This is a genomic window from Butyrivibrio sp. (genome assembly GCF_015056685.1).
Lineage (GTDB): Bacteria > Bacillota > Clostridia > Lachnospirales > Lachnospiraceae > Butyrivibrio.
Genome location: NZ_SVFW01000001.1, coordinates 138,117 through 151,205, shown reverse-complemented (window position 1 = coordinate 151,205; position 13,089 = coordinate 138,117). Strand labels below are relative to the sequence as shown.

The window sequence follows — 13,089 nt, the reverse complement described above, 5'->3', positions numbered from 1 at the left end:
AGTTTATATGGGAAAAGAAATGGAAATAATTAGTGCAAAAACTCCTCTTACAGACGGGTTTTATATGCCGGCAGAATATGATAAACATGCAGGAACGCTTATGATTTATCCTACCAGACCCGGAAGCTGGGGAAAGGATAGAAGTGGTGCTCTTAATAACTTTGGATGCATATTTTTGGAAATCATAAAAAGAGAAAATTTATATCTCTTGGTTTCTGACGAATTTTATCAGGAGGCGTCTGCTTTTGTCTATAAGATCATAAATGAGTATTGCGATGAACTTAAAGTGTCGGGGAAGTATAATGAGGTATTTGAGAGATATATAGGTTCTTCTGATGAAGATGAACTAATACTTGAAGATATTTTGGAAGAGCGATGCTTTTTGATAAAGATTGATTCCGATGATGCCTGGGCAAGGGATGTCGGACCAACTTTTGTTGTGAATAATAAGCGTGATATTCGTGGAATAAACTGGAAGTTTAACGCCTGGGGCGGTGAGGTTGACGGTCTGTATGCTTCATGGGATAAGGATGATGCCTTGGCTGCAGCTTTTTGCAAAGCTATCGGTACTGACATGTATGATGCAACATCTTTTGTGCTTGAAGGAGGATCTATACATACTGACGGGGAAGGCACTCTTATGGTAACTGAAAGCTGCCTTTTGAGTCCTGGGAGAAATCCATCACTTAGCAAAGAGCAGATAGAAAAGACTTTAAAAGAGTACCTTGGCATTTCAAAAGTTCTTTGGCTCCCAAGAGGAATCTACAATGATGAGACTAATGAGCATGTAGACAATGTGTGCGCTTTTATTGCACCTTCAGAGGTTGTGCTTGCCTGGACTGATGATGTAAATGATCCTCAGTATGAACTTTCTAAGGCTTGTCTTGATTATCTGGAAAAAGAGACGGATGCAAAGGGAAGAAAGATCAAGGTTCATAAACTGCCGATTCCTGGGCATCCGGTATTGGTAAGTGCTTTGGATCTTCAAAACTATGAGTTTGAAGAGGGCGAAGATATGAGAGATGAAGGAGAGCGCCTGGCAGCCAGCTATGTGAATTTTTACTTTATAAACGGAGCAGCGCTTGTTCCTCAGTTTGGCGATGATAATGCTGAGAGTGATAAGAAAGCTTTGGAAATACTAAAAAAGATCTGCCCTGATAGGGAGATAATCGGTATTCCTGCCAGAGATATTCTTTTAGGCGGTGGCAATATTCATTGTATTACACAACAGATTCCTGCCAGGAAATAAGTAAAAAGGAATGCGGTGAGAAATATGGATAATAAGATAAAAGTTGCCTGTGTCCAGTTTGCATGCGGCTCTGTTGCTGCAACTGATGAGGAACAGGTAAAAAGAAATATAGAGAAAGCGGGCCAGCTTACAAGAGAAGCTGCGGCAAATGGCGCAAAGATAATTCTTTTGTCAGAGCTTTTTGAGAGAAAGTATTTCTGCCAGGAGAGGCGCTATGACTACTATGAGCTTGCAGTGCCTGTCTTGGAGAATCCTGCAGTTATTTATTTTAAAGAGCTTTGCAAAGAGCTTAAGGTTGTTATGCCCATAAGCATTTTTGAAAAGGATGGCAATGTTTTTTATAATTCGGTTGCAATGATAGATGCTGACGGAGAGGTTTTGGATGTGTACCGCAAAACTCATATACCCGATGACCATTATTATCAGGAAAAATTCTACTTTACTCCTGGAAATACTGGTTTTAAGGTGTTTGAGACTGCTTATGGAAATGTGGGAGTTGGAATATGCTGGGATCAGTGGTTTCCTGAAACTGCAAGATGTCTTGCCTTAAAGGGTGCTGATATTATACTGTATCCTACTGCCATTGGTTCAGAGCCTATATTGGAAGTTGACAGCTCAGGACATTGGATGAGAACAATGCAGGGACATTCTGCTGCTAATATTATCCCTGTGGCGGCTGCCAACAGAATAGGAAGAGAGGATGTTGAACCGACAGAAGAAAATGGCGGACAAAAATCAAGTCTTACTTTCTATGGATGCAGCTTTTTGACTGATGAAACAGGGGATATTGTTTCAAGGGCAGGTCGCGATACAGAAGAAATAATATATGCAGAGTATGATTTTGAAGAAAATAGAAAAATGAGAGCTTCCTGGGGACTTTTCAGAGACAGGAGACCCGAGTGTTATAAAACTATTACAGACTAATAAATAACTTGTTATGAATTGTTGGGGGAATTATGACAGTTGATGCTTACTTTAATCCGGATTTTACTATAACAAAGAAACTTATTTTTTTATTATTATCTTTTGCAGGGATGCTTGTTTGTAGTCTTGGCATATTCATCTATTCAAAAGTCTACGCCCGGAAATATCCATCAGATAAAAGAGAAGAGTATCTCAGCATAGATTTTGAGATAAGGCTTCAGAAATTTTTTGAGATGCTCATTGCAGGAACAGCCGTAATGTCTTTTTCCTGCGCGTATGTGATCATCAATCATGTATACAGCCTTGTTGCCTCAGGAAAGGCAACAAATCTTACGAGAATTGAGCGGTATCTTACAAGTACCTGGGCAGATGGTAAAGATTTTATCCTACTGTTTCTGATTCTTTTTTCATGTGTCATAAATACGGTGCTTGATGGCTTTATTATAAGGCTAAAGGTCCTGACAAGTGAAGAAAAAGCAACAATGCGTATGCTGGCGATGTTCTATGTTATTCTGATACTTATGTATTTAAACAACATAGGCGATGAAAGTGAATATGGTCCTGTAATGATGTATTATTTTGGTCTTATGATAGGACGTTTTGTTTACTTTGATGCTTCTTTCAAGGATTTTGTAACAAACATAAAAAACGTTATCATAAACCTTCCATACATGCTTATTGATATAGCGCTCACAGGACTTTTGTGCTATATAGGCTTTGTATCGGGGTACTTTCTTGAAAGAAACTACTATATTGTAGGCCTGTTTCATACACAGATATTTATTCTTGCTTGTACCTTTATAATTCACCATGCAATGCGCTTGTTTTACTTTAATAAAAAGCATTGATATTGATATAAAAAAAGCCTCTTCCGCAGTGGAAGGGGCTTTTGCTATAAAGAAAAGAGATTATTTTGCTTTTTCTTTGATGGCCTTGAGTTCGTCTACTGAGAATGTGTAGGCTTTGTTGCAGAAGTGGCAGCGAAGCTCAATATCCTTGCCATCGTCTATCATTTCCTGAATATCTTTTTTGCCGATGAGCATGAGAGCTCTTTCTACCCGGTCTTTATCACAGTTGCAATAGAAGTTAAGATCAACCTTATCTGTAAATTCAATATCAAATCCCTCAAGGACTATCTTAAGGAGATCTTCAGGTGTCTTACCGGCTTTTAAGATATCTGTGACTGATGAAAACTTCTGAAGATTGAACTCAAGGTGAGTGATAGTCTGTTCATCAGCAAAGGGCAGAAGCTGAATGATAAATCCGCCTGCTGCTATAACTGAAAGACTTTCTCTTTCTACAAGAACACCAAGGCCAACTGAGGAAGGAGTCTGCTCTGATTTTGTGAAATAGTATGTGAGATCTTCAGCAACTTCACCAGAGTAGAGGGGAACCTGACCAACATAAGGCTCTTTAAGGCCCATATCCCTTATTACTGTCAGGGTTCCTTCACCGATTCCACCGCCTACATTCAGATGACCTGCTGCATTGGGCTCCATGATGACATATGGATTAACTGCGTATCCCTTTACATTACCGTGTCTGTCTGCTGTGGCAAGAACTCCTTTTAAAGGACCATCGCCGTCCATTTTTACGGTGATAAGGTCATCGTCGTTATCCATCATTGTTCCCATCATAGCAGTACCTGTCATGAGTCTGCCAAGAGCTGCAGCTGCTATTGGGGAGAGATTATGCGCTTTCCTTGCATATTCTGCTAAATCTTTGGTGGTTGCTGCAAAAGCTCTAATCTGTGCATTTCCTGCTGTTGCACGAACCATGTAATCTTTATATGACATAAGTTTATACCTCATCTTTCAAATACTAAGCTTTTCCATGATAATTTATTTTACCGGATATGTAAACAGTAAAGCTTAATCAAAATTTAATAAAAATAATATCGATATTACAGGAATTATAATTCGGTTTGCAATATAATAATAAATAGTAGTCTGTATTTTATATATTAGTGTTCGGTGAAGCAGGAGGGATAAATGGAAGTCAAAGAAAGAAATGGTAAGCTTGTCTTAAAGCTCATTATTGCAGCAGTGCTGGCTATTATTTTTGTGGCAACTGTTTTGACTATAATTAGTGGCATTGAGATTAACAGTATATATAGTGATATGGTTCAGGAAGAACTCAGGGTTGCTGCTGAACAGCTTAACAGTGAAATGAGCAATGTCTGGGATGGCGATTGGAGCCTAAGTGATGGTAACCTGTATAAGGGCGATGAAAATATCATGGAAGAATATAATGAGATCATGGAAGAAATGAAATCTCTTACCGGGATCGAATATTCTGTTTTCTATGGCAAAACAAGACAAATCACAACCCTTCTTGATGGTAACGGGAATAAAGCTGTAGGTTATGATGTATCTGATACTGTATATAATCAGGTTGTTGGGAATAAGTCAGAATACTATGCAAAGAGCATTCCGGCAGGGACCAATGAAAATTATTATTTATACTACCTTCCTCTCATGAATGATGACGGTACAGCCATCGGTATGGTATTTGCAGGAAGAGAGAGCGATTCAGTAGATGGCAAGGTCAGAGGTATCATTATCACGATGTCCGTTATTTCTATTATCCTTGCTCTTGCTACTTCAGCAGTTGGCTATTTTGTAGCCAATACTGTATCGGTCAAGATGAAAGCAATTGCAGATGAACTTGGAAACCTTTCAAGAGGTGAGCTAAAGCTCAATATTGACGAGAAATCTTTACAGAGAACTGATGAGATAGGTCTTTTGGCTGATGGGGCAAAGACACTTAGCGATAAGCTTGGTGATGTCATTACAAGAACCATGGACATGTCCAATGAGCTAAAAAAATCAGGCGCGGAGCTTGCAGATTCTGCTAATCAGGCGTCAACAGCTTCAGGTCAGGTGAGTCAGGCTGTGGACGATATTTCAAAGGGTGCTGTAAATCAGGCGGAGAGTGTTGAAACGGCTGCAGGAAATACTCAGGATATCGGCAAAGATATTGAGCAGGTAGCAGATAATGTTAAACAGCTTAATTCATATTCTGAACAGATGAAGACCTCCTGCGAGGCAGCTATGGAAGCTCTTACCAAGCTGATAGAACAGAGTACTGAGGTTCAGGAATCCGTTAAAGATATTGGGGCAACTATCGATTCAACCAACGAATCGGCAAAAGAAATCTCGAAGTTTTCAGAGGCTATTACAGAGATCGCCAGCCAGACAAATCTTTTGTCGCTTAATGCTTCTATTGAGGCAGCAAGAGCAGGCGATGCAGGTAAAGGCTTTGCAGTTGTTGCAACTGAGATTGGACAGCTTGCTGTACAGAGTAGCAACAGCGCAGAAGAAATAAAGAAGATAGTTGAAAAACTTGTGGCTGATTCAGAAGCTTCTGTAGAAGTAATGCAGAGGCTCAATGCCAGCTTTGACCAGCAGTCTCAGCAGCTTGATGATACTAAGACCAACATGCAGAGCATGGCTGAAAATGTAGACAATGTTGCTGATAGTACTGGAAACATTGCAGGATATGTTGATCAGCTCAATGTAGCTAAAGACAAGCTTGTTGAGATCATATCTGACCTTTCTGCTATTTCTGAAGAAAATGCTGCTTCTACAGAGGAAACCAACGCATCCATGCAGGAGCTCAATGCAACCTTTGCAATTATTACAGAATCGGCAGATAAACTTCAGGAGCTGGCTTCAAGTATGACCGACGTAATAAGCTATTTCAAGCCATAACAGAGCTCTTTTCCAATTGACATATATTTAACGTGTGGCTATAATATCTTTTGTAGAATTATTAACAAACACGCATATTTATATGTATAAGATAGGAGCAGATATGGCAGAAAAAGAAATTTCTCAAGCGGTTATCGCAAGGCTTCCTAGGTATTTCAGATATTTGGGAGACCTTAAAGAGAAGGGTGTTGAGAGAATTTCCTCTCAAGAACTATCAAGCATCATGAAGGTTACTGCTTCACAGATAAGACAGGACTTTAACAATTTTGGTGGCTTTGGACAGCAGGGATACGGATATAATGTAAGCTACCTTTATGAAGAGATCAGTAAGATCCTTGGCATCGATAAGCAGCACAGCTTAGTTATCATCGGTGCAGGACACCTTGGTAAAGCTATCGCAGGTTATACCAACTTTACAAGAAGAGGTTTCGTGTTTAAGGGCGCTTTTGACTGCAATCCATCACTTTATGGCACCAAGATCCGAGATGTAGAAGTAAGACCTATCGAAGAGATGGAGCAGTTTGTAAGGGACAACAACATAGAAATAGCAGTTCTTACTATTCCTAAGGATCAGGCAGTTCCAATGGCACATAAGCTTGCACAGTGTGGCATCAAGGCTATATGGAATTTTGCCCATGTTGATCTGGAAGTTCCTGACAATATTCAGGTAGAAAATGTTCATTTATCTGACAGCCTGATGAAATTATCATATAATATTAATAGATACGAAAAAAACATTTAATAGTGAGAGAAACTGATGGCAAAGAGTGATGAAGTGTATATGTCTGCTCTTGAGGGGAAAAGTATTCCTATACTGACGCTGGATAATAAATGGCATCAGTTATTTACTCAGACAGAAATGACACCTGAGATCGAGCAGCTAGCAGATCAACTTAATGCACTCGTAGAACGTGATGGTAAGATCCGAAGCGAGACTAAGGATATCAAGAAGCTTAAGAAAAAGCTTCTTGGTGAAATTGTGCCGCTCAGAGATAAAGCCAACAAGTCGGCCAATTCAGCCGCCATCGAAAAAGAAATACAGGATAGAACCAGACTTATAAATGATTGTAATGACAGGCTTGATTCCCATCAGGATGAACTTCTTGATCTGTCCAGAGAGATATATGATGTTGACTATAAGCTCATGATCGAGACTATGAAGGTGTGTTATGAGACACTTCATGAGAATACAGATTATATCAAGACCATGGATGAGTGGATCTCAAAGGTCAGAGTTGAGCTAAAGAAAAATGTTATCCGTCTTCAGGAAACTGAAATGGAGAATTATAATCTATATTCTTATATGCATCAGATTTTTGGACCGGAAGTTATCGAGATTTTTGATCTGAAGTATGATCCTGATAGAAGACATCCAATAAGAAGACCTCTTGCAGGTGACGAGTCGGAATATGTTGAATAAATTAGGCTGCCCTTTGGCAGCCTGCTTTTATATTGGGGAGGGGCAAGAATGAAGTATGCAGTGAGCAGTCAGGAAATGAAGATCTATGACAGAAATACTTCTGAAGTTTTTGGTATTTCCAGTGAAGTATTGATGGAAAGAGCATCTCTAAAGGTTGTGGAAAAAATAGATCTGTGGGCAAAAGAAAGACAGTGCGAGCGAAGATATAGAGCACTTATTTTTGCAGGTGTAGGAAATAATGGTGGCGACGGTGCTGTTATTGCAAGACTTCTTAAACAAAAGGGCTATATTGTCACTTTGGTGGTTGTAGGGGATCCCACCAAAATGAGTGACCTTCTTCTTAAACAGCTTAAGACCTGTGAAAAATATGGAATCACAACTGACACATTTTCCAATGTGACGGGCAACCTTTACTCCTTGGAATGGGATATCATTATAGATGCATTATTCGGAATCGGATTATCACGGAATATTACCGGGAGCTTTTTAAAGGCAGTTGAGTATATAAATGCCTGTAAAGAAGAAAAAAAGAGCGACATGCTTGTTATATCAGTTGATATACCTTCCGGTGTTAATGCTGATAACGGCAAGGTTATGGGAACTGCTGTAAGAGCAGATGTCACAGTTACCTTTAACCAGGTTAAACTCGGCGAGATCCTTTATCCCGGATGTGAGTACTGCGGCAATCTCTATGTGGAAGATGCAGGAATAACTGATGATAGCTTTTTGGGAAGAGAGCCGTCAGCTTTTTACTATGATGAAAAGATAACTGAGCTTCTTCCTAAGAGACGCAAAGATGCCAACAAGGGAACCAACGGAAAAGTGCTTATAGTTGCCGGCTCCAAGAATGTCAGCGGAGCCTGTGTACTGGCAGCAAGTGCTTGCATTCGCTCAGGTGCGGGAATGGTCAAGATCATGACTGCTATTGAGAATGCAGAAATTGTTAAGTCACTTCTTCCTGAAGCTCTTATTGATGTATATGAAGATTTTGAGCCTGTGGCTGATAAGCTCATAAAGGATATTGAATGGGCAGATGCTGTGGTCATAGGACCTGGAATCGGGATTGATATGAAGGGCGATGAGCTTCTTGGTATCATTCTTAATAACTGTAATAAGCACCTTGTAATGGACGCAGATGCGCTTAATCTTGTAGCTATGAACATCGAGTACAGAAGGCTTTTGTCTCATTACTCAGTTGGAGGCAGAAAGCTTGTTTTAACGCCCCATTTGGCAGAATTTTCAAGACTCTTTGGAAAGCCTGTCAGTGATTGCAAGGAGAATATCCTTTTTTATCCAAAAGAACTTGCAAAAGAGCTCAGATGTACTGTTGTCTGCAAGGATGCCAGAACTATAGTGAGTGACAGCAACGAGAAAAAGATATATATTAATGTGAGCGGTAATGATGGTATGGCGACTGCCGGATCGGGAGATGTATTATCCGGCATAATTGGAGCACTTGTGTGCCTTGAAAACACCAGCTTTGAGGCTGCGTGTCTTGGCACATATATCCATGGCGCCTGTGGTGATAATGCCGCTGCGAAGCATGGTAAATATGCTATGGTCGCATCTGATATTGCGGCCGAACTTGAAGATATACTGAGGTGAAGTTTAGAAATGTTAGAAGAATTTTCCAGAGTTTATGCCAAGATTGACTTAAAGGCAATTGATTATAATTTGGAGAGCATGAGAAAGAATATTCCTGCCGGAACCAAAATAATGGCGGTTGTTAAGACAGATGCCTACGGTCATGGCGCAGTCAGAATAGCTCAGGAGCTGGAAAACAAGGATTATATCTGGGGATATGCTGTAGCTACAGCAGAGGAAGCTTTTGAACTTAGAGATAATGCTATTAAAAAACCTATTCTTATTTTAGGATACACTTTTTCATATGCTTATGAGAGGCTATTGATAGAAGGTATAAGACCTGCAGTATTTAGAATAGATATGGCAAAAGAGCTTGATGCCTGTGCCAAAAAGCTACTTGAAAGAGGCGATATAAGTAAAAAGCCTGAGATTCATATAGCTGTTGATACAGGAATGTCACGTATAGGAATTACTCCGGATGAAGATGGGGTAGAGTTTATAAGGAAAGTAGCTGCTCTTAAAAATCTGGATATTGAAGGTGTGTTCACACATTTTGCAAGGGCCGATGAAAAAGATCTTACAAATGCAAAAGAGAGAGAACTTGTATTTAAAGACTTTGTTGACAGGGCTGAGGCTGAGTGCGGAATTAAGATAAAGTTACGACACTGCGCAAATAGTGCCAGCATAATATCTATTCCAGAAAGTTCAATGGATATGGTGCGTGCAGGTGTGACAATGTATGGAATGTGGCCATCAGAGGATGTTCCTAAGAATATAGTAGATCTAAAGCCAACCCTCGAACTTATCAGTCATATAGTTATGATAAAGACTGTACCGGCAGGAACCCCTGTAAGCTATGGCGGAACATATGTGACTGAAAGGGAGACTAAGATAGCAACGATTCCTGTCGGATATGGTGATGGCTATCCAAGAAGTCTTTCAAACAAAGGCTATGTTCTTATCCATGGCGAAAGAGCCAATATCATTGGCAGAGTATGTATGGATCAGTTTATGGTTGATGTAACACATATAGACAATGTTAAAGAGGGAGATGAGGTTATTCTCATTGGAAAAGATGAAAAATCAGGAAATGAGATAACTGCTGAAATGCTCGGAGAAATAAGCGGAAGATTTAACTACGAGCTTACCTGCAATATAAACAAAAGAGTTCCAAGGGTATTTGTTTAAAGGGAAAATTTTGATTTGTACAAGATAACTATTTTGGAGGATGAGCAAAGTCAGCTTGATAAACTGCTGGGAGTCTTATCCAGATACAGAAAAGAAAATCCATCATTTGAATATAGTGTTGATACGTACGATAGAGGAATCAATCTTTTGACTTCTTATAAGCAGGATGCAGATATTCTGTTTTTGGATATCAAAGTGCCTGATATGCTTGGAATGGATGTAGCAAAAAAGATAAGACTTCGTGATGAAAAAGTCATGATCATCTTTGTTACAAACCTCACTCAATATGCGGTTGAAGGGTATTCGGTCAATGCTTTTGACTATATCTTAAAACCACTTCAGTATGCTTCTTTTTCAGCAAAACTTTCAAGAGCATTAAAGACATTGTCATACAGGAATCCCGGAGTCCTCATTGAGCTGAAAAACAAAGAGTCTGGAAGACGCGTTAGTGCTGACAGTATTACTTATGTTGAAAGCTCAGGACATGACATTCTTTTTCATATGGGGCATGAGACTGTCCGACAATGGGGAACACTTGGCAAATATGAGCTTCTCCTTAAAGAGGCTAAGTTTGCAAGATGCAATGCCAGTTTTCTTGTGAATCTCAAATATGTTGAGGTAATAAGAAAGGACGATGTTATAGTTGCCGGAGAGGCAATACCTATATCCAGGGGCAAGAGAAAAGAGTTTCTTGCGGCTTTTGCCCAGTACAAAGGAGGAACGTTATGATGCCAATATGGTATATGGAGCATAGGACAAGTATCCTTCTTTTCCAGTCAGTTATAGGTGTTTTGCCATTTGCAGGTTATCTTAGCAAGAAAAAGAATTTTGCTGTTCGATTTATTATAGGAACTATCTTTGGAATATGTTTAATTGAATTATTTGTACATACAGGCATACTGGACATAAATATGCTCAGAAGCGGTATTACGAGGGCAGTAGCATCACTTTTGGTGTTTTTCGTTACAATAATTGTCTGTTATCTGGCTTTTGATGAGAATTTTTACACGGCGCTTTTTGTAGCATCATCGGGTTATATAGCTCAAGATATATCCGGGACTGTAAAGACTGTTATAAAGCTCGTTCCGGGGATTGGTGAAATGAGCTCTGTGCTAAACGGCGTTATAATTCTCGATGTTTTTATTTATGGTCTGGTATATCTTCTTTTGTTTATTATGTTCAGGCCCTTTACCAGAAAAAGAGAGAGCATTTTTCATAATAAAGAAAAAGCTGTATTCTCAGCAATTGCTTTAGTTTTTTGTATTGGAATGGCAAGACTTTCGCAAGATAATTATGACAGAAATTTGCTTGCGATAGGTGCAGAGGCTATTTATCAGATCCTTTGTGATTTCTTTATCCTGCTTCTTCAGTTCGGTGTTATGGAAAGAGTTGAGCTCAGGAATGGTGTTGATACCATGAAAGAGCTTATGCATCAGCAGTATGACCAGATGAAGCGAAGCAAAGAGAGCATTGAACTGGTAAATGAAAAGTACCATGATCTTAAGGGGATTCTTGATGGTTACGAGCTTGAACTTCCTAAAGATCAGCTGCGAGCTTTAAAAAAGAAAATTGAAGAGTATGAGGAATTTGTGAGTACCGGAAATCATATTCTTGATGTGGTAATAGCTGAAAAGAAAGAATTATGTAGCAGGGAAAATATTGAGCTTACAACCCTTGTAAATGGAGCAGAGCTTTCATTTATGGATGATGTTGATATCTACAGCCTTTTTGGCAATGCCTTCAACAACGCTATTCATGCTACCAAGAAACTTCCGGAAGATGAAAGATTTATTATGCTCACTGTTTCAAGCGGCGGTGGTACTACTACGATCCATATCGAGAATTCCTTTCATGGAAATGTTGTTATGGAAAATGGTATTCCTAAGAGCCAGAGAGATCCGAGATATCATGGATTTGGAATGAAGAGTATGGAGCGAATAGTTAAAAAGTATGATGGAACTATCGCTGTGAAAGCAGAAGGGAAAGTCTTTAATCTGGATATTATCATGCTTTAGTTTTTTTAATTGAAAATTATGATGTAGAATGTACTGATTGTGCGGTTCGTCTTTAGACGGGCCGCATTTTTTGTTATTTTTTAAGAAAAAATTTTGGAGGTATTCTTTATGAAAAAGTTAGGGGCAATAGCTATGGCTATATTGTTGGGAACAACGATTTTAGCAGGCTGCGGAAAGAATGCGGCACCAGTTAGTGAATCTGCGACTGCATCAAGTGAGTCCATTTCAGTCACTGCTGAAGAATTTGACCTTACAAGTGATGGAAAGAAGATTTATGGCATGATGTACAAGCCTGAGGATGGTAAGGAAAAGCATCCCACAGTGGTTTTGTGTCATGGTTACAACACAAATGCTGATATGCTTGACGGTTATGGAAAGTCATGGGCTAAAAAGGGTTACCTTTGCTACGCATTTGATTTTTGCGGTGGAAGTATTGGATCAAGATCTGAAGGTTCAAGTCTTGATATGAGTGTACTTACGGAAGTTCAGAATTTATCAGATGTTATGGATCAGCTTTTAGAGCTTGACTATGTTGATTCTTCAAATTTCTTTTTGATGGGACAGAGCCAGGGTGGATTCGTTGCGGCTCTTACTGCAGCAAAGAGATCAGAACAGGTAAAAGCACTTGTTTTATATTTCCCTGCACTTTCAATTCCTGAAGGACGCAGATCTCTTTACAGTTCTTTGGACGAAGTTCCCGATGAAGAAGAAATTATGGGTATGACAATCGGAAGAAAGTATACAGAGGATGTATTTAATCTCGATGCCTATGAAGAAATATCCAAATATCACGGTGATGTTCTTATCTGTCATGGAGACAAGGATCAGGTAGTTGATCTTAGTTATTCAGAAAAGGCTGTTGAAGTATACGATCATGCTGAACTTAAAGTGATTGAGTACGCCGAGCATGGTTTCCAGGCAAAAACTGCAAAAAAAGCAACAGAGTATACTCTTGAGTTTTTGGATGCTCATTTGGATTGATAAATAGAAAAAGGT

At 39.4% G+C, this 13,089-nt stretch carries 12 protein-coding genes; 11 read left to right on the top strand and 1 reads right to left on the bottom strand.

Translation table 11 applies throughout. The features are described from left to right. Nucleotides 1-19 precede the first annotated feature (19 nt). Genes aguA through E7303_RS00630 form a run of 3 tightly spaced genes read left to right on the top strand, consistent with a single transcriptional unit; the run spans nt 20 to nt 3,021 of the window. Nucleotides 20-1,249, top strand: coding sequence for an agmatine deiminase (aguA, locus tag E7303_RS00640; RefSeq protein ID WP_292143367.1), 1,230 nt, complete (start codon nt 20-22; stop codon nt 1,247-1,249). 24 nt (nt 1,250-1,273) lie between these two features. Continuing rightward, nucleotides 1,274-2,173, top strand: a complete 900-nt coding sequence (aguB, locus tag E7303_RS00635) for an N-carbamoylputrescine amidase (RefSeq protein ID WP_292143366.1) — start codon at nt 1,274-1,276, stop codon at nt 2,171-2,173. 32 nt (nt 2,174-2,205) lie between these two features. After that, the gene (locus tag E7303_RS00630; protein WP_292143365.1) at nt 2,206-3,021 is read left to right on the top strand and encodes a hypothetical protein; all 816 of its coding nucleotides are present in this window, start codon (nt 2,206-2,208) and stop codon (nt 3,019-3,021) included. Nucleotides 3,022-3,081: 60 nt separating this feature from the next. On the opposite strand, the gene hslO is transcribed toward E7303_RS00630, so the two are convergent. After that, a complete protein-coding gene (hslO, locus tag E7303_RS00625) occupies nt 3,082-3,969 on the bottom strand; it encodes an Hsp33 family molecular chaperone HslO (RefSeq protein WP_292143364.1) in 888 nt (295 codons plus the stop codon). A gap of 195 nt (nt 3,970-4,164) precedes the next feature. On the opposite strand from hslO, the gene E7303_RS00620 reads away from it, so the two are divergent. The 8 genes from E7303_RS00620 to E7303_RS00585 all read left to right on the top strand — a co-directional run bounded on the left by E7303_RS00620 (nt 4,165) and on the right by E7303_RS00585 (nt 13,074). Further along, nucleotides 4,165-5,886, top strand: a complete 1,722-nt coding sequence (locus E7303_RS00620; protein ID WP_292143363.1) for a methyl-accepting chemotaxis protein — start codon at nt 4,165-4,167, stop codon at nt 5,884-5,886. A gap of 103 nt (nt 5,887-5,989) precedes the next feature. Beyond that, nucleotides 5,990-6,628, top strand: a complete 639-nt coding sequence (locus E7303_RS00615; protein WP_103867773.1) for a redox-sensing transcriptional repressor Rex — start codon at nt 5,990-5,992, stop codon at nt 6,626-6,628. A gap of 15 nt (nt 6,629-6,643) precedes the next feature. Next, nucleotides 6,644-7,306: a hypothetical protein gene (locus E7303_RS00610; RefSeq protein ID WP_292143362.1), complete on the top strand. Its 663-nt coding sequence runs from the start codon at nt 6,644-6,646 to the stop codon at nt 7,304-7,306. A 48-nt stretch (nt 7,307-7,354) separates the two neighbouring features. Next, nucleotides 7,355-8,911 carry an NAD(P)H-hydrate dehydratase gene (locus tag E7303_RS00605; RefSeq protein ID WP_292143361.1) on the top strand — a complete coding sequence of 519 codons (1,557 nt, stop codon included), beginning with the start codon at nt 7,355-7,357 and terminating at the stop codon, nt 8,909-8,911. A gap of 9 nt (nt 8,912-8,920) precedes the next feature. Continuing rightward, the gene (gene alr / locus E7303_RS00600) at nt 8,921-10,078 is read left to right on the top strand and encodes an alanine racemase (RefSeq protein WP_292143360.1); all 1,158 of its coding nucleotides are present in this window, start codon (nt 8,921-8,923) and stop codon (nt 10,076-10,078) included. A 15-nt stretch (nt 10,079-10,093) separates the two neighbouring features. Continuing rightward, nucleotides 10,094-10,807, top strand: coding sequence for a LytR/AlgR family response regulator transcription factor (locus E7303_RS00595; RefSeq protein WP_292143359.1), 714 nt, complete (start codon nt 10,094-10,096; stop codon nt 10,805-10,807). Continuing rightward, nucleotides 10,804-12,093: an ATP-binding protein gene (locus tag E7303_RS00590; RefSeq protein ID WP_292143358.1), complete on the top strand. Its 1,290-nt coding sequence runs from the start codon at nt 10,804-10,806 to the stop codon at nt 12,091-12,093. The genes E7303_RS00595 and E7303_RS00590 overlap by 4 nt, the downstream gene beginning before the upstream one ends. Before the next feature lie 108 nt (nt 12,094-12,201). Next, nucleotides 12,202-13,074: an alpha/beta hydrolase family protein gene (locus E7303_RS00585; protein WP_292143357.1), complete on the top strand. Its 873-nt coding sequence runs from the start codon at nt 12,202-12,204 to the stop codon at nt 13,072-13,074. Nucleotides 13,075-13,089 lie beyond the last annotated feature (15 nt).

Excerpts from the sequence above, each read along its gene's own strand:
- aguA (WP_292143367.1), top strand. The coding sequence starts at position 20 with ATGGAAATAATTAGTGCAAAAACTCCTCTTACAGACGGGTTTTATATG.
- aguB (WP_292143366.1), top strand. The coding sequence starts at position 1,274 with ATGGATAATAAGATAAAAGTTGCCTGTGTCCAGTTTGCATGCGGCTCT.
- E7303_RS00630 (WP_292143365.1), top strand. The coding sequence starts at position 2,206 with ATGACAGTTGATGCTTACTTTAATCCGGATTTTACTATAACAAAGAAA.
- hslO (WP_292143364.1), bottom strand. The coding sequence starts at position 3,969 with ATGTCATATAAAGATTACATGGTTCGTGCAACAGCAGGAAATGCACAG.
- E7303_RS00620 (WP_292143363.1), top strand. The coding sequence starts at position 4,165 with ATGGAAGTCAAAGAAAGAAATGGTAAGCTTGTCTTAAAGCTCATTATT.
- E7303_RS00615 (WP_103867773.1), top strand. The coding sequence starts at position 5,990 with ATGGCAGAAAAAGAAATTTCTCAAGCGGTTATCGCAAGGCTTCCTAGG.
- E7303_RS00610 (WP_292143362.1), top strand. The coding sequence starts at position 6,644 with ATGGCAAAGAGTGATGAAGTGTATATGTCTGCTCTTGAGGGGAAAAGT.
- E7303_RS00605 (WP_292143361.1), top strand. The coding sequence starts at position 7,355 with ATGAAGTATGCAGTGAGCAGTCAGGAAATGAAGATCTATGACAGAAAT.
- alr (WP_292143360.1), top strand. The coding sequence starts at position 8,921 with ATGTTAGAAGAATTTTCCAGAGTTTATGCCAAGATTGACTTAAAGGCA.
- E7303_RS00590 (WP_292143358.1), top strand. The coding sequence starts at position 10,804 with ATGATGCCAATATGGTATATGGAGCATAGGACAAGTATCCTTCTTTTC.
- E7303_RS00585 (WP_292143357.1), top strand. The coding sequence starts at position 12,202 with ATGAAAAAGTTAGGGGCAATAGCTATGGCTATATTGTTGGGAACAACG.